Genomic DNA, 18,837 nt, shown 5'->3' with positions numbered 1-18,837 from the left:
CTTAATAAATTATTCTTCTACTTTTTTAATATCAGTTCCTAATCTCTGTAAGTATGCAATTAAAGCAACGATTTCTCTATCACTCATTGGCACAAACGTTTCGCCTTTAGCTTCAGCACGTTCTATACTTTGTTTATAAGACTTAATATAATCTGGATCACTCTCTAAGTTTAGAGCTATCAATTCAGCTTGATCAGCAATACTCTCCTTAGCATTTGCAATATCTTCATCAGTATAAGGAACACCTAATGTTCTCATTACACTCATTTTCTTCTCAATCTTAGAATAATCCGCTGCTTCATTTCTAAATAACCATTTATAACCTGGCATGATAGAGTTTGGAGATGTAGATTGAGGGTCAAACATGTGGTTGTAATGCCAGCTGTCTGAATATTTACCACCTACTCTAAATAAATCTGGACCAGTTCTTTTTGAACCCCATAAGAATGGGTGATCGTAAACATATTCTCCTGATTTTGAATACTGACCATAACGTTCAACTTCTGAACGGAACGGACGTACCATTTGAGAGTGACATCCAACACATCCTTCTCTAATATACAAATCACGACCTTCTAACTCTAATGGTGTATAAGGTTTTACACTTGTAATAGTTGGAATATTAGATTTTACAAATATTGTTGGTAAAATTTGAACCATACCACCAATAAGAATAACTACCGTAGTAAGAATAGTAAATTGAACAGGTCTTCTCTCTAAATGAGCGTGCCATCCTTCTCCTTTTAATCTACCAGAAGAAATTCTTTGTAACGCAGGTGCTTCAGCTAATTCATCTTCAACTTTTTGACCAGCAGAAACAGTTCTAGCGATATTGTAAATTAACACGAATACCCCTGCTAAATATAATGTACCACCAATTGCACGCATAATATACATCGGCATAATAGCAGTAACAGTTTCTAAGAAGTTACCATACATTAAAGTTCCATCAGGGTTGAAGTCTTTCCACATCAAGTGTTGAGAGAAACCTGCAACATATAACGGAATTGTGTATAAAATAATACCTAAAGTACCAATCCAGAAGTGGAAGTTTGCTAACGATTTAGAGAACAATTCAGTTTTAACCATACGTGGGATTAACCAGTACACCATACCAAATGTCATAAATCCATTCCAAGCTAATGCACCAACGTGAACGTGAGCTACGATCCAGTCAGTATAGTGAGCGATAGCATTTACGTTTTTCAACGATAACATTGGTCCTTCAAATGTAGCCATACCATAACCAGTAATACCTACAACGAAGAATTTCAATACTGGCTCAACTCTAACTTTATCCCAAACACCACGAAGTGTTAATAAACCGTTGATCATACCTCCCCAAGATGGCGCAATCAACATTACAGAGAACACAACTCCTAAGTTTTGTGCCCATTCTGGTAAAGCAGAATACAACAAGTGGTGAGGTCCAGCCCAAATGTATAAGAAGATTAATGACCAGAAGTGAATAATAGAAAGTCTATATGAATAAACTGGTCTATTAGCCGCTTTAGGTAAATAGTAGTACATCAACCCTAAGAAAGGTGTTGTTAAGAAGAATGCTACCGCATTATGCCCGTACCACCATTGTACTAATGCATCTTGTACCCCTGCGTAAACTGAATAAGATTTCAATCCACTTACTGGTAACTCTAATGAGTTAAAAATGTGTAATACAGCTACTGTCACAAACGTTGCTAAGTAGAACCATATTGCTACATAAATATGACGCTCTCTTCTTTTGATGATTGTCATAATCATGTTTACACCGAAAGTTACCCAGATTAATGCAATTGCAATATCAATTGGCCACTCTAATTCGGCATACTCTTTTGAAGTTGTGAAACCTAATGGTAACGTAATCACAGCTCCAATTAAAATTAATTGCCATCCGTAAAAGTGAAGATTACTTAAAAAATCACTGTACATTCTGGCTTTACATAATCTTTGTAAAGAATAATAGATTCCTCCAAAAATAGCGTTACCAACAAACGCAAAAATTACAGCGTTGGTGTGTAATGGTCTTAATCTCCCGAAACTTAACCACGAAATACCGTCAGTTATGTTAGGAAATATAAACATTACCGCTAATAGTAAACCTACAAGCATACCTACCGCACCAAAGAATATTGATGCATAAAGGAATTTCTTTACAATTTTGTTGTCATAGTAAAATTGTTGCACTTCCATAGTTGTTTATATTTGATTTTCTCTTTGATTTTTATTTAAACTCTCTTTATTTGATTTTTGGGACGAAGGCTCTTTATCGCTAACCTTTATCTCATCGTCAAACAGCATGCGTACCGAAGGTGTATAAGCATCGTCGAACTGCCCATTCTTCACTGACTTGATGAACAAGTACAGAAAAATGCCAGCTACAACTACACTGATACTAATTAAGAAATATATAACACTCATACCTAAAAATTATATGTCAAAATTAACATTATCGAAATTGGTAAAATATGATAATCGTCAGTTTATCGATTTATATGATCCTCATTAAGATTTTTTCTCGCAAAATAATTAGTCATAATCGTCACGAAACTGATGATTGATATCGTACTTGCAGGCATTATAATTGCTGCAACTAACGGCGACATTTTGTTAAACAAACAAACCGTTATACCAATAACATTATACGTTAATGCTAATATATAACTTAATTTAATAATTTTAACAGAATTAATCGAGTATTTAAGAAAATTATCTAAATATGAGAACATATGAGCATCTAAAATCGCATCACTTGCAGGTGTAAAAACATTAACATTCTCAGAAATGGACACCCCTACATTACTTTGAGCCAAAGCTCCAGCATCATTCAAACCATCTCCTACCATCATAACATTTCCACCTTCTTCTTGTAAAGACTTCACATATTCTAACTTTTCTTCTGGCTTCTGATTAAATGCTAAAACAGTACTCTCAGGTAACAATTCTCTTAACACAACAGCTTCCCCATCGTTATCTCCCGATAGAATAACTAATTTATAACCTGACTTGTCTAAACTTTCAAACAAATCAATTACACCTTCTCTATAGTGGTTAGCAAATATAAATTTCCCCTTATACTTACCGTCAACCTGGATGTGTACTGCAGTTTCGTTGATTACTTTGTCATCATGTATACCGACGAGTTTAGGTGAACCTATTAAGTAATTTTTACTGTTAATTGTACCATTTAATCCCAAACCTGGTATTTCTTCAAACCGCTCAGGTTTAGCAATAACCTTCGTCTTTAAAAAGCTATATAATTTTCTACTTAAAGGGTGATTTGACCCCCTAATAATATTGCGAATATCACTCTGTTCTTCTCGTGTAAGATCACTACCTACGTACTGAATAGTCGAAGTTGCATTTGTAGTAATAGTTCCCGTTTTATCAAAGACAACAGTATTTACTTTTGCCATTTGCTCGACAACAGTCACATTCTTTAAGTAAAACTTTTTTCTACCCAATATTCGAATTGCATTTCCCAAAGTAAATGGAGCAGTCAAGGCTAAAGCACAAGGACAAGCGACAATTAAAATAGCAGTAAATACATTGAAAGCACTATTAAGATCAACAATCGACCAACCGACAAACCCCAAGATAGAAATAGTCAATAGTACAGGCGTAAAATAGTGACTAATAGTATCTGTAATCGTCTTGTATTTCATATCTACTTTCTTTTGAAATACATCGTTACTCCACAGTTGAGTTAAGTAACTTTGAGAAACAGAATTAACAACCTCTACCTCTATTACATCTCCCACTTGTTTTCCACCTGCAAACAATTTATCTCCAGATTTCTTTTCAACTGGAACAGCCTCTCCCGTCACAAAACTATAGTCGATGAAAGCTGATTCAGAAATTAATATAGAGTCAACAGGTAACAATTCTTGATTTCTAATGAGAAGACGATCGCCTTTTTCTACATCGTAAATTTGGATAGGCTCTTCTACATTATCACTTCCCAATTTGGTAATAGCAATGGGAAAATACGATTTATAATCGCGTTCAAAAGAAAGGAAATTATAGGTTCTTTGTTGGAATAGTTTCCCTAATAACATAAAGAACACCAACATGGTCATACTGTCAAAAAATCCTGGCCCTAAATCGAATACGATATCTACAGTACTGCGAATAAACATAACGATAATACCGAGAGCCATGGGAATGTCAATCGTGTAATTCTTAGATTTAATTCCCTTCCAAGCTGCTATATGATAAGGAGAAGCGGAATAAAAGAAAACAGGAAGAGAAATGATCAATATCAACCAACGAAAGAAATCTTTATACTGACGCATCCAAACGTCATCTATGTTAAAATATTCCGGAAATGACAACATCATAACGTTGCCAAAAGCAAAAAATGCAATTCCGATTTTATATATTAAACTACGGTCAACATTTTGTGGTTTATCATCATAGTTCTTTAAACTAATATAAGGTTCATAACCTATTTTATTAAGCAATAATACAATCTCTTTTAAAGTCGTCTTTTGCTTATTAAACGTGATAGTTGCCTTCTTTTCAGGGAAATTAACTAAAACGCGATAGACCCCTTGATTTAGTTTATTCAAGTTCTCCAAAATCCAAATACAAGAACTACAATGAATATGTGGAATATAAAGAGAAACAATTGAAGTTTCTCCTTCGTCAAACTCGAGTAACTTACTAATAATCTCTGTTTTATCAAGAAAATCATACTTGCCATTTGCTTCTTCTGGGGTTGCTCCTGGCGATTGTTGCATGTCGTAATAGCAGTTCAAGTCATTTTCACTGAAAATTTCATATACTGTTTTACATCCATTACAACAAAACTCTTTTCCATCAAAATCGATTCGATTAAAAGTAGTTACCTCATTACCACAGTGATAACATCCTTTTTTACCCATAATATTTGCTCATTTTACCTTATACAAATTTCAAAGTTTATATTAGTAGAATATATGATATTTATCATAAAAAAAACCTATCTTTGTATAATATTTTAACAGATATAAAAAAATTTATGAGCAGATGTGAGCAATGTATTATAAGGGAATTTAGTTCTTTAAAAGCTTTAACTCGAGATGAGCTTGAAACTATTTCTGAAACAAAAACCCATTTCATTGTAAGAAAGGGTGAAATTCTCTTTTTGGAAGGTGATAACCTAAATGGAGTATATTGTGTTAAATCAGGTTTCTGTAAGTTAACCAAATTGAATTCTAACGGAAAAGACACAATTATTAAGTTAGCGAAAAGCGGTGAATTACTTGGTCAGAGATCAATTATCAATGAAGAAACTTCAAATCTTACTGCTACTGCATTAGAAGATATGCAGGTTTGTTTTATCCCTAAGAAAGAAATGTTAGACTACTTCTCTGACAACAACAAGTTCTCTCTATTAGTAACAAGGGATATCTGTAATCACTTAAAAGATGCCGACAAAGGCCTTGCAGATCACACCCATAAAACTGTAAAAGAGCGATTAGCTATTATGCTACTGAAACTTGAAGAACTTGGTGGTGTTGATCCTGAGACTAAATCTTTAAATATTCAACTGTCGCGTGAAGACCTTGCGAATATGGTGGGTACTGCAACAGAAAGTTGTATCAGACTTTTATCTGACTTAAAGAAAGAAGGAATTATTCAATTATCTGGTAAAAAGATAATTTTAGTTGACAAAGCTGAACTTAAAAATTTAGCACAATAATTACACTCTTTACTTTATTTAACGGTCGTTTATTATGATTTTAATATAAATATGCCTTATTTTAGCATCCAAATTTGTATCACATATCATGATAAATGAAAATAAATTAGAAGCATTAAAATCTATTATTGCCTCTGGAAATAACTTTGTAATAATTCCTCACCGCAATCCTGATGGAGATGCTATTGGTTCAACTCTTGGACTATACCATGTACTTACTAAATTAAATAAAAAAGCAACTGTTATAACGCCTAATGATTTTCCAAACTTCCTTTCTTGGATGCCTGGTACAAATAGCATTGTAAACTTTGAATACCACAAAGATAAAGCCTCAAAGCTTATGCAAGCTGCTGACTATATCTTTACCTTAGATTTTAATGTTCTACTGAGAACTGGAGATGAAATGGAGAAATACTTGTCAAACATCGACAAGCCATTTATCATGATCGACCACCACCAAATGCCTGGCGATTATGCAGAACTAACTTTCTCTCATCCTGAATTTGGCTCTACTTGTGAATTACTATACACTATACTTAGCAAATTAGACTTTGCCAAATACATAAGCAAAGATGCTGCTACGTGTATCTACACAGGTATAGTGACCGATTCTGGCTCTTTTCGCTTTCCAAAAACAAATGCGGCTACGCATAGAGCTATTGCAGATTTAATTGAAAAGGGAATTGACAACCCTCAAATTCACAATAATCTTTTTGACAACAGTAGTTATAATAAACTACAGTTAATGGGAAGAGCGCTTCAAAACCTGATAGTATTACCAGAGTACAACACTTCCTTTATCTTTCTAAAAGATAGTGACCTAAAAGAATTCCAGCACGAAAAGGGCGATACGGAAGGTTTAGTCAATTATGGTTTAAGTATTAAAGGCATTGATTTCACAGCCTTCTTTATCGAAAGAACGGAAGAAAACATAATTAAAATTTCCTTTAGATCACAGGGCAACTTTGATGTCAATAAGCTTGCAAGAGCCTATTTTGAAGGAGGTGGTCACGTTAATGCTGCTGGTGGAAAATCAACCAAATCCTTAGCAGACACAATTGATTATTTTAAAGATATTGTTTCAAAACATAAAAATGAGTTTTATGATTAAGACTTTAAAATTTGCTTTTTGCTTACTTTCTCTATTCACGCTAACCGCTTGCTTTCAACAAGAACAAGCGAGAAAGCCTATTAGCGAAAAAAGAAGTACTGTTATAGATAACTCAATAGACAGAAATAAAAATCTATTGGAAAGTGAAGAAGCAGTTCTTTCGCATTACATTTCATCAAATAAAGATCAACAGTTTTTAAATTCTAAAAACGGCTTTTGGTACGCTTATCAGAACAGACAGATCAAAGACTCTATCCTCCCTCAAAAAGGCGATAAATTGATCTTTACCTATGAAGTCAAAAGTATGAATGACAGCCTGATTTACGACAAAAGTGAAATTGGCAACATTGAATACACAGTAGATCAAGATGAATTACTACCGATTTTACGACAAAGCTTAAAGCTGATGAAGCAAAAGGAAATTTTAAAGGTTTTAACCCCTTCTTCTTTAGCCTATAGCTACTTAGGAGATAAAGACAAAATCCAAAAGAATCAACCGTTAATATTTGTAATCGAATTAAAATCAATAGAAAAATAAAATTAAATATGAAAAATATGACTAGTCTATTTTTAAGTCTTGTAGCTGTCTTTGCTTCATGTACTTCTCAGAAAAGCGACTTACCAGATGGTCTTTATGCTGATATAAAAACCAACAAAGGACACATCGTGATTGAGCTTGAGTACGAAAAGGCACCTATTACAGTAGCTAATTTTGTGAGCTTAGCTGAAGGAACAAATCCATTAGTGGATAAAAAGTTCAAAGGGAAACCATTCTATGACGGATTGACTTTCCACCGCGTAGTAGCGGATTTTGTTATCCAAGGAGGAGATCCTGATGGAAATGGTGCTGGCGGTCCAGGGTATGTATTTAAAGATGAGTTTGACCCAACTTTAAGCCACGATAAACCTGGAACTGTATCTATGGCTAATAGCGGTCCTTTTACAAACGGAAGCCAATTCTTCATTACTCATAAAGAAACACAGTTTTTAGATAATCGCCATAGCGTTTTTGGTTATACTGTAAAAGGAATGGATATCGTAAACCAAATCCAAGAAAAAGATAAAATTGAATCTGTAAAAATCTTAAGAGTTGGTAAAGCAGCTAAGAAGTTTAATGCAGAAAAAGTTTTTAAAGAATACTCAGAGAACGAATCTAAAGCGAAAAAAGAAAAAGAAGAAAAGTTAGCAGCAGTTCAAAAGGAATACGCAGACAAATTTGCTACTCTAAAAGCACAAGCTAAAAAAACTGATTCTGGGTTACTATATGTGATCACTGAAACTAAAGAGGGAGCAAAAAAACCAAATATTGGCAATCAAATAGCTGTGCATTACGCAGGTTTCTTTGAAAATGGAACCCTATTCGATACAAGTGTTGAAGAATTAGCTGAAAAATTTGACATACACGATGCACAAAGAGCTGCTTATAATCAATATATCCCTATTCCATTCAAATATGGTACTAAAACAGGACTATTACCTGGTTTCATAGAAGGTTTTGAACAAATGAAAATAGGCGACAAAGCAGTAATCTTTATCCCTTCCCATTTAGGTTATGGAGAAAGAGGTGCTGGTGGAGTTATTCCTCCAAATACTGACTTAGTTTTTGAGTTAGAATTGGTAAAATAACATCGCGATATAAAATAGAAAAAGGTTAGCTTAAAATAAGCTAACCTTTTTTATTTCCCAAGTAACTAAAACTTACTTAGAGAAACTATTTATGCTTTTTTACTCAATTTCACTTTCAAAAATTCGTAAACAATTGGCAAGACTGACACCACTATTATCAACAAGACAATCTTTGAGAAATGCTCCTGTACAAACGGAATATTACCTAAGAAATAACCTGCCAAAGTTAAACTTAATACCCAAATCAAGCCCCCTATCACATTATAAGTCATAAAGACAGAATACTTCATCTTTCCAACACCTGCTACAAAAGGCGCTAAAGTACGTACAATAGGGATAAAACGAGAGATAACAATAGTTCGTTCACCATACTTCTCATAAAAAGAATGTGTTTTATCAAGGTGTTCTTCTTTAATAATTTGCTTACCAAAAAGTTTTACTCTTGTCAAGCGCATACCGACTTTATTACCTATCAGATAATTCAATGAATCCCCTCCAATAGCTGCCACTAACAAGATAATAATAGCCAGCGTAATACTCAATTCATCTGATTGAGCAATGAGCATTCCTGTTGCAAATAACAGAGAATCCCCCGGTAGAAAAGGCATTACAACCAAGCCAGTTTCAACAAAGACAATAAGAAATAAGATAACGTAAATCCAAGTACCATACTGTTCTATAAACAAGTGCAGATACTTGTCTATATGCAAAAGATAATCTAATAATTCCATAAGATTACATAAAAGTGTTTTCTGTTTCTTTCAAAGATAAATATCTCTATTTCTCTCTTAACAAATTTCACAAAACAATAACAAAAAAACTCTTGAAAAGCCTTATAGTATAATATATAAAATAAAAAAGAGGTAAATTACTTTACCTCTCTTACTTTCTATAATAGAAAAACAATTAAAATTCAAATTTAAGCATTTACTTGACCACCTTCTTCTGGTACTTGTTGAACAGGTAAATCTGCTCTTGTCAAGAAAGTAGTAACTTCAGAGTCAATTTCTCCAATTGTCTTTCTAAACAATTCGAATGCCTCAAATTTATAGATCAACAATGGGTCTTTTTGCTCGTGTACTGCTAACTGCACAGATTGTTTAAGCTCATCCATTTTTCTCAAATGTTTCTTCCATGCTTCATCTAAGATTGTCAAAGTAATATTCTTTTCAAAATCCTCAATTAACGAAGCTCCTTCAGTTTGATAAGCCTTTTCTAAATTAGTTACAACGTTGATAGTCTTAATACCATCTGTAAATGGCACAACGATGCGTTCAAAGCTTCCACTGTTATTCTCATAAACGTTCTTAATCACTTTGAAAGCTTCAGCAGCACTACGTGCAGACTTATCACGATAAGCTGTAAACACAATATCGTATTGTTTGTTCGCGATAGCTACAAAATCTAATTTATTAAAATCATCTTCTGAAACTACGGTATTAATTCCAAAGTTGCGAATAATATCTAACTCAAAGTTTTTATAGTCATTAGCCATTTTGTTAGACTCAACGATACGCTCACATAAGTCATACATCATATTGGCAATATCTACTTTTAAGCGCTCACCGAATAAAGCGTGCTTTCTTCTTTTATAGATAACCTCACGCTGTGCATTCATCACGTCATCATACTCTAACAAACGCTTACGAATACCGAAGTTATTCTCCTCTACTTTCTTCTGTGCGCGTTCGATTGACTTGGTCATCATAGAGTGTTGGATAACTTCTCCATCCTCTAATCCCATTCTATCCATAATCTTAGCCACTCTTTCTGAACCGAAAAGACGCATTAAATTATCTTCTAATGACACATAGAACTGAGAACTACCTGGATCACCTTGACGTCCTGCACGACCTCTTAACTGACGGTCTACACGACGTGAATCATGTCGCTCTGTACCAATAATTGCCAAACCTCCACGGTCTTTAACTTCTTGTGATAATTTAATATCCGTACCACGACCTGCCATATTCGTTGCAATTGTAACAATTCCAGGTTTTCCTGCTTCTTCTACAATTTGCGCCTCTTGCTTGTGTAACTTTGCATTCAATACATTGTGTTGAATTCCACGCATCTTAAGAGATCTACTTAAAAGCTCTGAAATCTCAACTGAAGTTGTACCAATAAGTACTGGTCTTCCCTCTTGTGATAACTTAACAACATCGTCAATGACTGCTTTGAATTTCTCACGTACTGAACGGTAAATCTTATCTTCTTTATCATCACGAGCGATTCCTCTATTGGTAGGAATTTCCACTACATCTAACTTATAGATCTGTAGAAACTCTCCTGCCTCCGTTGTAGCCGTACCAGTCATACCTGCTAATTTATTGTACATACGGAAGTAGTTTTGAAGTGTGATTGTAGCAAACGTTTGTGTAGCCGCTTCAATTTTCACATTTTCTTTTGCTTCAATAGCTTGGTGTAACCCGTCCGAGTAACGACGACCATCCATGATACGTCCCGTTTGCTCGTCAACAATCATAATCTTATTATCCATTACCACATACTCTGTGTCTTTTTCAAACAAAGTATACGCTTTTAGTAACTGACTTAACGTATGGATACGCTCTGATTTTACACCAAAGTCTTGAAATAATTTATCCTTAGCTTCTGCCTCTTCTTCTTTAGATAGTTTTAAAGCTTCAATTTTTGCAATCTCAGTTCCAATATCTGGAAGAACAAAGAAAGTTTCGTCACCTCCTTGAGATAAGTATTTAATTCCATTATCAGTCAACTGAACAGAATTATTCTTTTCTTCGATAACAAAGTATAGAGCCTCGTCTACAACGTGCATTTCTCTATTGTTATCTTGCATATAATGGTTTTCTGTTTTCTGAAGAATTTGCTTAACTCCTTCTTCACTCAAAAACTTGATTAAAGCCTTATTCTTAGGTAAACTGCGGTAAGATCTCAACAATAAAAATCCACCCTCTTTTGTATTTCCTTCGCGAATTAATTTACGAGCTTCAGCTAAATAACCATTTGCTAATTTTCTTTGAATCTCAACCAAACCAGCTACTGCAGGTTTAAGTTCATTGAACTCATGGCGATCTCCTTGAGGAACAGGTCCAGAAATAATCAAAGGCGTTCTTGCATCGTCAATTAAAACCGAGTCAACCTCATCGACAATAGCAAAGTTATGAGCTCTTTGTACCAATTCGTCTGGCGTATGTGCCATATTATCTCTAAGGTAATCGAAACCAAACTCATTATTAGTTCCATAAGTAATATCCGCAGCATAAGCAGCGCGTCTTCCTGGAGAGTTAGGTTGGTGATTATCGATACAATCCACTGTCATACCGTGGAACTCAAACAAAGGAGCTTTCCACTGGCTATCCCTTTTAGCAAGGTAGTCATTCACAGTTACAAGGTGTACACCTTTTCCTGTAAGCGCATTCAAATACAATGGAGAAGTTGCTACTAATGTCTTACCTTCCCCTGTCTGCATCTCAGCAATTTTACCCTCGTGAAGTACAATACCACCAATTAACTGAACGTCGTAGTGGATCATATCCCAAGTAACTTGCTTTCCAGCTGCACTCCATGAATTTGCCCAATATGCCTTATCCCCTTCGATAGTAACATATTCTTTACTCAATGCAAATTCTCTGTCTTGCTCTGTTGCAGTTACTTCAATCACTTCGTTTTCTTTGAAACGACGTGCTGTTTCTTTCACTACTGCAAAAGCCTCTGGCAAAATATCAAGCAATACTTTTTCTGTATTGTTGTATGCTTCTTTCTCTAATGAGTCAATATTTGCATAAATAGACTCTCTTGCATCGATATCTTGTGTCTTCTCAATCTCTTCGCGATAAGATGCAATCTTAGCATCTTGATCAGCACGAGATTGCTGAATAATATCTTTAAAATAAATGGTTTTAGCTCTTAGCTCATCATTCGACAAGCTCGCTAAACTACCTTCGTAGGTTTTTATTTTTTCTATTATAGGCTTTATAGCTTTGATATCTCTCTCCGATTTATCACCTACAAAAACCTTTAATATAGTATTTATAAGACTCATAAATTATATAGTTTATAATATTATAACTTTCAGTTTCTAAGTTTAAACAAAAAAAAAGCCTTGACTGAGGCTTTTTTCATTTTTATTATTTTTTCCTAGTACTCATCCTCGTTCCAAAGGTAATCTTCGTCAGTTGGATAGTCTGGCCAAATTTCTTCCATCGACTCATAGATTTCACCTTCATCCTCGATGGATTGTAGATTTTCAACTACCTCTAGAGGAGCACCTGTTCTAATTGCATAGTCAATAAGCTCATCCTTTGTTGCCGGCCAAGGTGCATCACTTAAATAAGATGCTAATTCTAATGTCCAATACATCTCTAATCCGTTTTTAATTTTAATGCAAAAATAAATTTTATTATGAAATTAACAAGCGTTTTTTATTTTATTTCATCCAATAATAAGAACGTAACTGCTTTTTCAAGCTATTTTATGAATATTTAAAAAACTTTTAACCTTGTTTTCTCGGTATCCACTTCACTTCTTCCGCGTGTAAATCAAAAGTCAACTTTCGTGCCAACACAAAAAGGTAGTCAGAAAGTCGGTTTAAGTATTTCAAAACTGACTCATCTACGGCTTCTATTTCATTCAAATGTACTGACAAACGCTCAGCTCTACGACACACACATCTTGCTATATGACAATATGACACCGTAGTATGCCCACCTGGCAAAACAAAATGTGTCATTGGAGGCAAAGATTCTTCCATTCTGTCAATCTCATTCTCTAACAAGGCTATATCTTCCTCTGATATCTTTGGAATATTCAATCTTTCCTTGCCGTTCTTCAATATGGCTTTATCTGGATCAGTAGCTAATATAGCCCCTACTGTGAATAAGCGATCTTGGATCTCTATCAACACTTCTTTGTACAACTGATTCATCTCTTGATCGCGAATTAAACCAATATGTGAATTTAATTCGTCTACAGTTCCGTAACTCTCTATTCTAATATGGTGTTTCGGTACTCTTGTGCCACCAAAAAGTGCAGTTGTACCTTTATCTCCTGTTTTAGTATATACTTTCATAAATATATTTGTGGGTTGTCTAATCTTTTAATAACTGTACAAGTTAACAATAAAAAACTATTTAATGCGGTCATCACTTTCAATTAAACCATCTCTTAGGCGAATGATACGATGTGCATGAGCAGCAATATCCTCCTCATGGGTTACTAAAATTACGGTATTGCCCTTTGAATGAATCTCGTCAAAAAGATTCATAATCTCAATTGACGTTTTCGTATCTAAATTACCCGTAGGTTCATCTGCTAAAATAATAGCGGGGTGATTAACCAAAGCCCTCGCAACTGCTACACGCTGTCTTTGCCCTCCTGAAAGTTGATTCGAATGGTGATCCATACGATCGCCCAATCCTACTTGTCCCAGTACTTCTTTTGCGCGTTCATATCGCTCTTCTTTTGACTTTCCAGCATAGACCATTGGCAAAGCCACATTGTCCAATGAAGTGGTACGAGGCAGTAAATTAAAGGTTTGAAAGACAAAGCCAATATCTTTATTCCTAATATCAGCTAATTGATCATCGTCCAACGAGCTTACATCTTTGCCATTGAGTGTATATTCTCCTGAAGTTGGAGTATCAAGACAACCTAAGATATTCATCAAAGTAGACTTGCCTGATCCCGAAGGCCCCATCAAAGCGACATAATCTCCTCGTTTAATCTGAAGATTAACTCCCTTTAGCACTTTTACGGTTTCAGATCCAAGTTTGAAATTGCGCTTTATTTCTTTAATATCGATAATGTATTCTGTCATAAACTAAAATAGCTAAAGCCTTGTTACTTGTCACAAGTATTCATACAAGTAATAAAAATAAGAAACCTTAACTACACTATCGCTATATATCGCGTAAAAAATCACATGCGAAGTACAAAGTGCTGTTTTAACTGCTCTTTTCTTATAAATGCTAAACCGAAATAGTAAAAGTCTATTGTAACAGTGAAGTTGTCATCCTCTACTATACTTTTCCACAACTTCTCAGTGCTTTCACAATCTACTCTCCTATCAATAATCAAAATAGAATCATTGTGCATTGCATCAATGATACAACTATCAGAAATCGAAGTTCCTCCCTTACCTTGTCCGATAAAAATTAAATCAACCTTCCCTTGAACAGAGGCAAAGTCAACATATTCATAACCTCTTTCGAGAATATCCGAAGTAGGATTAATATAAGTCAAAGTCGAGGGTTTAAAATAACGGTAAATACGATCAAAGAAAACATGACGCTTCTTGAACTTACGCCATCTATTATCTTTAGGATACAATCCCTTTGTCAACAGACAAAACACAAAAGGGGAATGGACACCGTGTTCATTGGTGGATTTTTTCCAAAAACTAAAATAACTTTCTTTACTTGTCATACCTCCTGATTAATTTTAAACAAAAGTATAGAAATAAAAAAAGCTCCTAAGAAAGGAGCTTTTCGTGACCACGGCAGGATTCAAACCTGCAACCTTCTGAGCCGTAATCAGATGCGCTATTCAGTTGCGCCACGTGGCCGAAATATTTTATATTATTCACTAAATTTTGTGACCATGGCAGGATTCAAACCTGCAACCTTCTGAGCCGTAATCAGATGCGCTATTCAGTTGCGCCACATGGCCTATTGCTTAATTGCGAGTGCAAATATATAACGTTATTCTATAAATACAAACTATAAATCTAAAAAAATATAAAGTATTTCCTTCTCATTCCTTTAAAACTCTCACTTTAAATATTTTATAAATTTAAAAAAAAATAGTTTTTATTGTTTTTAACACAATCAAAAATCCCAAACAACTTAAAACTTATTGCTCGGTGGCATATAGTACAAATACAAAATAGCAGTGATCACAAATAAAATTAAGATGAAGTAAATGGTATTTCCCGTAAATAAACCAAAAAACAAAAATAAAATGGTTGCAATAGCACCGACAAATAGAAAATTAAAACTCTTCTTATCGATTAATTCATCGTCCCATTCTTCATCATCTTCCAAAAAATCCTCCTCCTCCTTCTCCTTCTTATATTCTAAATACTCCTCTGTACTATTAAATCGCTTAATAGTAACAAACCTCTTGACAACAAAAAAAGCAATCAAAACAACCCCAATAAACACAATGATATCATTCATTTCTTCGCTTCTTATTCTCTCATTATAGCATCGAAATTACTCAAATTATATAAAGACACAAAAGTTTTTTAACATTCCATCTAAAAAATTAAATATCTATTATACAAAAAGAGAGAATAAACACACTTGTATTTATTCTCTCTTTATTCATATGATGTATAATGAATTATCCGTTCAATGTTTTTAGGAATTCTTCATTATTATCTGTTTTCTTCACATTGTCAATAATAGATGTCATCGCTTCGACCGAGTTCATATCATCAATATACTTTCTAACAGCCCATAAGCGTTGTAGTGCACCTGGTTCTAATAACAAGTCATCTCTACGCGTAGAAGAAGAAGTAATGTCAATCGCAGGGAAAATGCGCTTATTTGCAAGCTTGCGATCCAACTGCAACTCCATATTACCCGTTCCTTTAAATTCTTCAAAGATAACCTCATCCATTTTAGATCCCGTATCAACTAAAGCAGTTGCTATAATACTCAATGAACCACCGTTCTCAATATTACGAGCAGCTCCAAAGAAGCGTTTTGGCTTTTGTAGAGCGTTGGCATCTACCCCTCCACTCAACACTTTACCAGAAGCTGGCTGAACAGTATTATAAGCCCTTGCCAAACGTGTAATAGAGTCTAAAAGTATCACTACATCATGACCACATTCTACTAATCGCTTAGCTTTTTCTAAAACGATATTAGCTACTTTCACATGGCGTTCTGCTGGCTCATCAAATGTAGAGGCAATTACCTCTGCATTTACACTGCGTTGCATATCTGTTACCTCCTCTGGACGTTCGTCAATTAAAAGAACGATTAGATACGCTTCAGGGTGATTGGCCGCAATGGCATTTGCCACGTCTTTTAACAACATAGTCTTACCTGTTTTTGGTTGAGCTACGATCATACCACGTTGCCCTTTACCAATAGGTGAAAACATATCCATAAGACGAGTAGATACCGTACTGCGCTTTGCATCCAGATTGAATTTTTCATCTGGAAATAGCGGAGTTAAGTGCTCAAACGATACTCTATCTCGAACAGCTTGAGGATCATGTCCGTTAATTTTTACAACTTTTACCAGTGGGAAAAACTTCTCTCCTTCTTTCGGAGGGCGAACTACACCTTTAACAGTATCTCCTGTTTTTAGACCAAATAATCTAATTTGGGATTGTGATAAGTAGATATCATCAGGTGACGATAAATAGTTATAATCAGCTGAACGCAAAAATCCATAACCATCAGGCATCATTTCTAACACCCCTTCACTCTCAATAATTCCATCAAACTCATAATCCGGTTCTCTGTAATTATTCTTTTTGTTATTGTTGTGGTTTTGCTGATTGTTCTTATTTTGATTGGTATTTTGTTTCTTTTGTTCTTGTTCAACTCCAGCATCTACATGACTTTGAGCTTGAACATTCTCGTTTGATACAAAAGTTTCTTTTGAAGTAGTTTCTATTTGAGTTGACTCACTCTCTTTTGAAGTAGCTTGATTAGACTGGTTTTGTGGACGATTATCGCGTCTTTGATTATCTCTACGATTATCGCGATTGTCCCCTTTTTTCTTTCCAAAGTCCCTTCTGTTTTCCTTAGGCTGATTTCTATTCTCTCCTGTTTTCTCTTTCAGAGAATCAGAATTTCCTTCTCTTGTCTCAGCTACTTTCTTGCGCTGCTGCCCATCTCCTCTGTTATCAGCTTGAGTTGTAGCCTCTGCAACTTGTCCAGCATTAGCTTCAACTTTCGGTGTAGATTCTATACGAGGTCTTTTGCCTTTTTCTTTTACTTGTTCCTTCTCTTTTGCAACTACTACCTTCATTGCAGCTTTCACAGATTCTTTAACCTTATCTGCTACTCCTTCATTATTCTCTTTCTTAATTGCTTTTTTCTCTGTGACTTTTGAAGCCTCACTTTTTGATGCGGTTGCTTTTTCTTTTGGAGCATTTGTAGTTTGATGCTCAAGAATCTTCCCGATTAGTAAATCTTTTTTTAAACCAGAAGTACCTGCAATATTGAATTTTTTAACAATGTCTTGAAGTTCTGAAACCTTCAACTTTTGTAATTCGGAAATGTCAAACATATAAATGTTTATAGATTATAAAAATAAATTGAGTTGTGTTCTTTAAATAAGAATGGAAATTTTATTCATAGAATTGCCGTATTATGAAGAACTTACGGCAGAACTAATGCAATATTACGAATTAATTTTAAAAAACAATAGGTTTTAATAAAAAAGAAACGTTATTTTTGTAATTCCTAAGCGGACAAAGTTATGATACAAAGAATTCAAAGCATTTATTTATTACTTGTTTTTGTTATAATGGGAATCTTATCATTATTCATTCCATTATGGACAAACGGCCTAAATGAAACGATAATGGTTGGACACAGCCCTATCACGGCAATCCTTTTTGGGATTAGTGCTGCTTTGAGTATCATCAGCTTACTTGGTTATAAAAATAGAAAACGTCAATTCATGATGAATCGACTTAATATGATATTAAACGTTTTACTATTAGGATTATTTGTATTCCGCTCTCTAACTGTATCTGGAGAAGTAGCAGAAGCTATTTCAGAGAAAGGTATTGGGATGTTCCTCCCTATTGTTTCTATCCTGTTGCTTGTATTAGCCAACAGAGCCATCAAGAAGGATGAAGATCTTGTAAAATCTGTAGATCGCTTACGATAAACCTAACATCTTAGTTTATTAGTGCGTTAAAAAAGCCGAACTTAAAGAAGTTCGGCTTTTTTGTTTTTAGGCCATTCTACAATTTCTAAATTGCTAATTTTCCCTTTGTCAATTTCAAAACGCAACATCGTCCTTACTTGATGAAAACCACTTATTCCCGCCGCACCTGGATTCATATGCAACACTTGGTACATCTGATCATATTGCACTTTTAAGATATGTGAATGTCCACAAATATAGATATCTGGCTTCTCACGCATAATAGTCGCCTTTACATTTGATCGATACTTCCCAGGATACCCTCCAATGTGAATCATATACACCTTCATGCCCTCACAATCAAAGATGTTTTCTTCTGGAAATTCAAGCCTTGCTTCTTTGTCATCTATATTGCCATAGACTCCTTTTAATGGCTTTAGCGCTTTGATTGCATCAGTGACTGACAGGTCACCTATATCACCTGCATGCCAAACCTCATCAGCTTCTCTCACATACTTCAAAATATGCTCATCCACACAACTATGTGTATCTGATAATAATAATATTTTTTTCACCTTTATTATTTTTACAAAAAAAC

General features: G+C 34.6%; 16 protein-coding genes, 2 tRNA genes and 1 pseudogene. 5 read left to right on the top strand and 14 right to left on the bottom strand.

The annotated features are described in order from the left end of the window. Positions 1–9 precede the first annotated feature (9 nt). The 3 genes from ccoN to NWE55_RS10905 all read right to left on the bottom strand — a co-directional run bounded on the left by ccoN (position 10) and on the right by NWE55_RS10905 (position 4,883). Positions 10–2,190, bottom strand: a complete 2,181-nt coding sequence (gene ccoN, locus NWE55_RS10915) for a cytochrome-c oxidase, cbb3-type subunit I (RefSeq protein ID WP_155092177.1) — start codon at positions 2,188–2,190, stop codon at positions 10–12. A 6-nt stretch (positions 2,191–2,196) separates the two neighbouring features. Further along, the gene (ccoS, locus tag NWE55_RS10910; RefSeq protein WP_155092176.1) at positions 2,197–2,418 is read right to left on the bottom strand and encodes a cbb3-type cytochrome oxidase assembly protein CcoS; all 222 of its coding nucleotides are present in this window, start codon (positions 2,416–2,418) and stop codon (positions 2,197–2,199) included. Between the two features lie 62 nt (positions 2,419–2,480). Next, on the bottom strand, positions 2,481–4,883 hold the full coding sequence (locus NWE55_RS10905; RefSeq protein WP_258204058.1) for a heavy metal translocating P-type ATPase: 2,403 nt from the start codon (positions 4,881–4,883) through the stop codon (positions 2,481–2,483). A gap of 116 nt (positions 4,884–4,999) precedes the next feature. On the opposite strand from NWE55_RS10905, the gene NWE55_RS10900 reads away from it, so the two are divergent. From NWE55_RS10900 to NWE55_RS10885, 4 genes are all read left to right on the top strand, one after another. Further along, a complete protein-coding gene (locus NWE55_RS10900; RefSeq protein ID WP_155092174.1) occupies positions 5,000–5,683 on the top strand; it encodes a Crp/Fnr family transcriptional regulator in 684 nt (227 codons plus the stop codon). An 88-nt stretch (positions 5,684–5,771) separates the two neighbouring features. After that, positions 5,772–6,794: a DHH family phosphoesterase gene (locus NWE55_RS10895; RefSeq protein WP_155092173.1), complete on the top strand. Its 1,023-nt coding sequence runs from the start codon at positions 5,772–5,774 to the stop codon at positions 6,792–6,794. Beyond that, positions 6,787–7,332 (top strand): gliding motility-associated peptidyl-prolyl isomerase GldI, encoded by a 546-nt coding sequence (gldI, locus tag NWE55_RS10890; RefSeq protein WP_155092172.1) that lies wholly within the window; start codon positions 6,787–6,789, stop codon positions 7,330–7,332. The genes NWE55_RS10895 and gldI overlap by 8 nt, the downstream gene beginning before the upstream one ends. An 8-nt stretch (positions 7,333–7,340) precedes the next feature. After that, positions 7,341–8,420, top strand: a complete 1,080-nt coding sequence (locus tag NWE55_RS10885) for a peptidylprolyl isomerase (protein ID WP_155092171.1) — start codon at positions 7,341–7,343, stop codon at positions 8,418–8,420. Between the two features lie 89 nt (positions 8,421–8,509). Here NWE55_RS10885 and NWE55_RS10880 read toward each other — a convergent pair whose 3' ends face one another. The 10 genes and pseudogenes from NWE55_RS10880 to rho form a co-directional block, all read right to left on the bottom strand. Continuing rightward, positions 8,510–9,151, bottom strand: coding sequence for a DedA family protein (locus tag NWE55_RS10880; protein WP_155092170.1), 642 nt, complete (start codon positions 9,149–9,151; stop codon positions 8,510–8,512). Positions 9,152–9,375: 224 nt separating this feature from the next. Beyond that, positions 9,376–12,444, bottom strand: a pseudogene (gene secA, locus NWE55_RS10875) (preprotein translocase subunit SecA); the annotation flags it as partial. 95 nt (positions 12,445–12,539) lie between these two features. Continuing rightward, positions 12,540–12,761, bottom strand: a complete 222-nt coding sequence (locus NWE55_RS10870; protein ID WP_002986941.1) for a DUF2795 domain-containing protein — start codon at positions 12,759–12,761, stop codon at positions 12,540–12,542. A gap of 133 nt (positions 12,762–12,894) precedes the next feature. Next, the gene (locus NWE55_RS10865; protein ID WP_155092168.1) at positions 12,895–13,470 is read right to left on the bottom strand and encodes a cob(I)yrinic acid a,c-diamide adenosyltransferase; all 576 of its coding nucleotides are present in this window, start codon (positions 13,468–13,470) and stop codon (positions 12,895–12,897) included. Positions 13,471–13,527: 57 nt separating this feature from the next. Further along, complete coding sequence (locus NWE55_RS10860) at positions 13,528–14,217, bottom strand: ABC transporter ATP-binding protein (RefSeq protein ID WP_155092167.1); 690 nt, start codon at positions 14,215–14,217, stop codon at positions 13,528–13,530. Between the two features lie 101 nt (positions 14,218–14,318). Then, positions 14,319–14,825 carry a hypothetical protein gene (locus NWE55_RS10855; protein WP_160339045.1) on the bottom strand — a complete coding sequence of 169 codons (507 nt, stop codon included), beginning with the start codon at positions 14,823–14,825 and terminating at the stop codon, positions 14,319–14,321. A 65-nt stretch (positions 14,826–14,890) separates the two neighbouring features. Further along, positions 14,891–14,964: transfer RNA gene (locus NWE55_RS10850), tRNA-Arg, on the bottom strand. A 30-nt stretch (positions 14,965–14,994) separates the two neighbouring features. Then, positions 14,995–15,068, bottom strand: a tRNA-Arg gene (locus NWE55_RS10845). A 176-nt stretch (positions 15,069–15,244) separates the two neighbouring features. After that, positions 15,245–15,577, bottom strand: a complete 333-nt coding sequence (locus NWE55_RS10840; RefSeq protein WP_155092165.1) for a hypothetical protein — start codon at positions 15,575–15,577, stop codon at positions 15,245–15,247. Positions 15,578–15,743: 166 nt separating this feature from the next. Continuing rightward, on the bottom strand, positions 15,744–17,651 hold the full coding sequence (gene rho / locus NWE55_RS10835; RefSeq protein ID WP_160339044.1) for a transcription termination factor Rho: 1,908 nt from the start codon (positions 17,649–17,651) through the stop codon (positions 15,744–15,746). A gap of 192 nt (positions 17,652–17,843) precedes the next feature. Here rho and NWE55_RS10830 point away from each other — a divergent pair, with 192 nt between their 5' ends. Next, the gene (locus NWE55_RS10830; protein WP_155092163.1) at positions 17,844–18,260 is read left to right on the top strand and encodes a DUF4293 domain-containing protein; all 417 of its coding nucleotides are present in this window, start codon (positions 17,844–17,846) and stop codon (positions 18,258–18,260) included. A 41-nt stretch (positions 18,261–18,301) separates the two neighbouring features. Here NWE55_RS10830 and NWE55_RS10825 read toward each other — a convergent pair whose 3' ends face one another. Continuing rightward, complete coding sequence (locus NWE55_RS10825; RefSeq protein WP_160339043.1) at positions 18,302–18,814, bottom strand: metallophosphoesterase family protein; 513 nt, start codon at positions 18,812–18,814, stop codon at positions 18,302–18,304. Between the last annotated feature and the right edge of the window lie 23 nt (positions 18,815–18,837).

The sequence above is a fragment of the Myroides albus genome, from assembly GCF_024722315.1.
GTDB lineage: Bacteria > Bacteroidota > Bacteroidia > Flavobacteriales > Flavobacteriaceae > Flavobacterium > Flavobacterium album_A.
Note: the sequence above shows the minus strand (reverse complement) of the source record. Positions and strands in the feature narration are given on the sequence as shown.

Excerpts from the sequence above, each read along its gene's own strand:
- ccoN (WP_155092177.1), bottom strand. The coding sequence starts at position 2,190 with ATGGAAGTGCAACAATTTTACTATGACAACAAAATTGTAAAGAAATTC.
- ccoS (WP_155092176.1), bottom strand. The coding sequence starts at position 2,418 with ATGAGTGTTATATATTTCTTAATTAGTATCAGTGTAGTTGTAGCTGGC.
- NWE55_RS10905 (WP_258204058.1), bottom strand. The coding sequence starts at position 4,883 with ATGGGTAAAAAAGGATGTTATCACTGTGGTAATGAGGTAACTACTTTT.
- NWE55_RS10900 (WP_155092174.1), top strand. The coding sequence starts at position 5,000 with ATGAGCAGATGTGAGCAATGTATTATAAGGGAATTTAGTTCTTTAAAA.
- NWE55_RS10895 (WP_155092173.1), top strand. The coding sequence starts at position 5,772 with ATGATAAATGAAAATAAATTAGAAGCATTAAAATCTATTATTGCCTCT.
- gldI (WP_155092172.1), top strand. The coding sequence starts at position 6,787 with ATGATTAAGACTTTAAAATTTGCTTTTTGCTTACTTTCTCTATTCACG.
- NWE55_RS10885 (WP_155092171.1), top strand. The coding sequence starts at position 7,341 with ATGAAAAATATGACTAGTCTATTTTTAAGTCTTGTAGCTGTCTTTGCT.
- NWE55_RS10880 (WP_155092170.1), bottom strand. The coding sequence starts at position 9,151 with ATGGAATTATTAGATTATCTTTTGCATATAGACAAGTATCTGCACTTG.
- NWE55_RS10870 (WP_002986941.1), bottom strand. The coding sequence starts at position 12,761 with ATGTATTGGACATTAGAATTAGCATCTTATTTAAGTGATGCACCTTGG.
- NWE55_RS10865 (WP_155092168.1), bottom strand. The coding sequence starts at position 13,470 with ATGAAAGTATATACTAAAACAGGAGATAAAGGTACAACTGCACTTTTT.
- NWE55_RS10860 (WP_155092167.1), bottom strand. The coding sequence starts at position 14,217 with ATGACAGAATACATTATCGATATTAAAGAAATAAAGCGCAATTTCAAA.
- NWE55_RS10855 (WP_160339045.1), bottom strand. The coding sequence starts at position 14,825 with ATGACAAGTAAAGAAAGTTATTTTAGTTTTTGGAAAAAATCCACCAAT.
- NWE55_RS10840 (WP_155092165.1), bottom strand. The coding sequence starts at position 15,577 with ATGAATGATATCATTGTGTTTATTGGGGTTGTTTTGATTGCTTTTTTT.
- rho (WP_160339044.1), bottom strand. The coding sequence starts at position 17,651 with ATGTTTGACATTTCCGAATTACAAAAGTTGAAGGTTTCAGAACTTCAA.
- NWE55_RS10830 (WP_155092163.1), top strand. The coding sequence starts at position 17,844 with ATGATACAAAGAATTCAAAGCATTTATTTATTACTTGTTTTTGTTATA.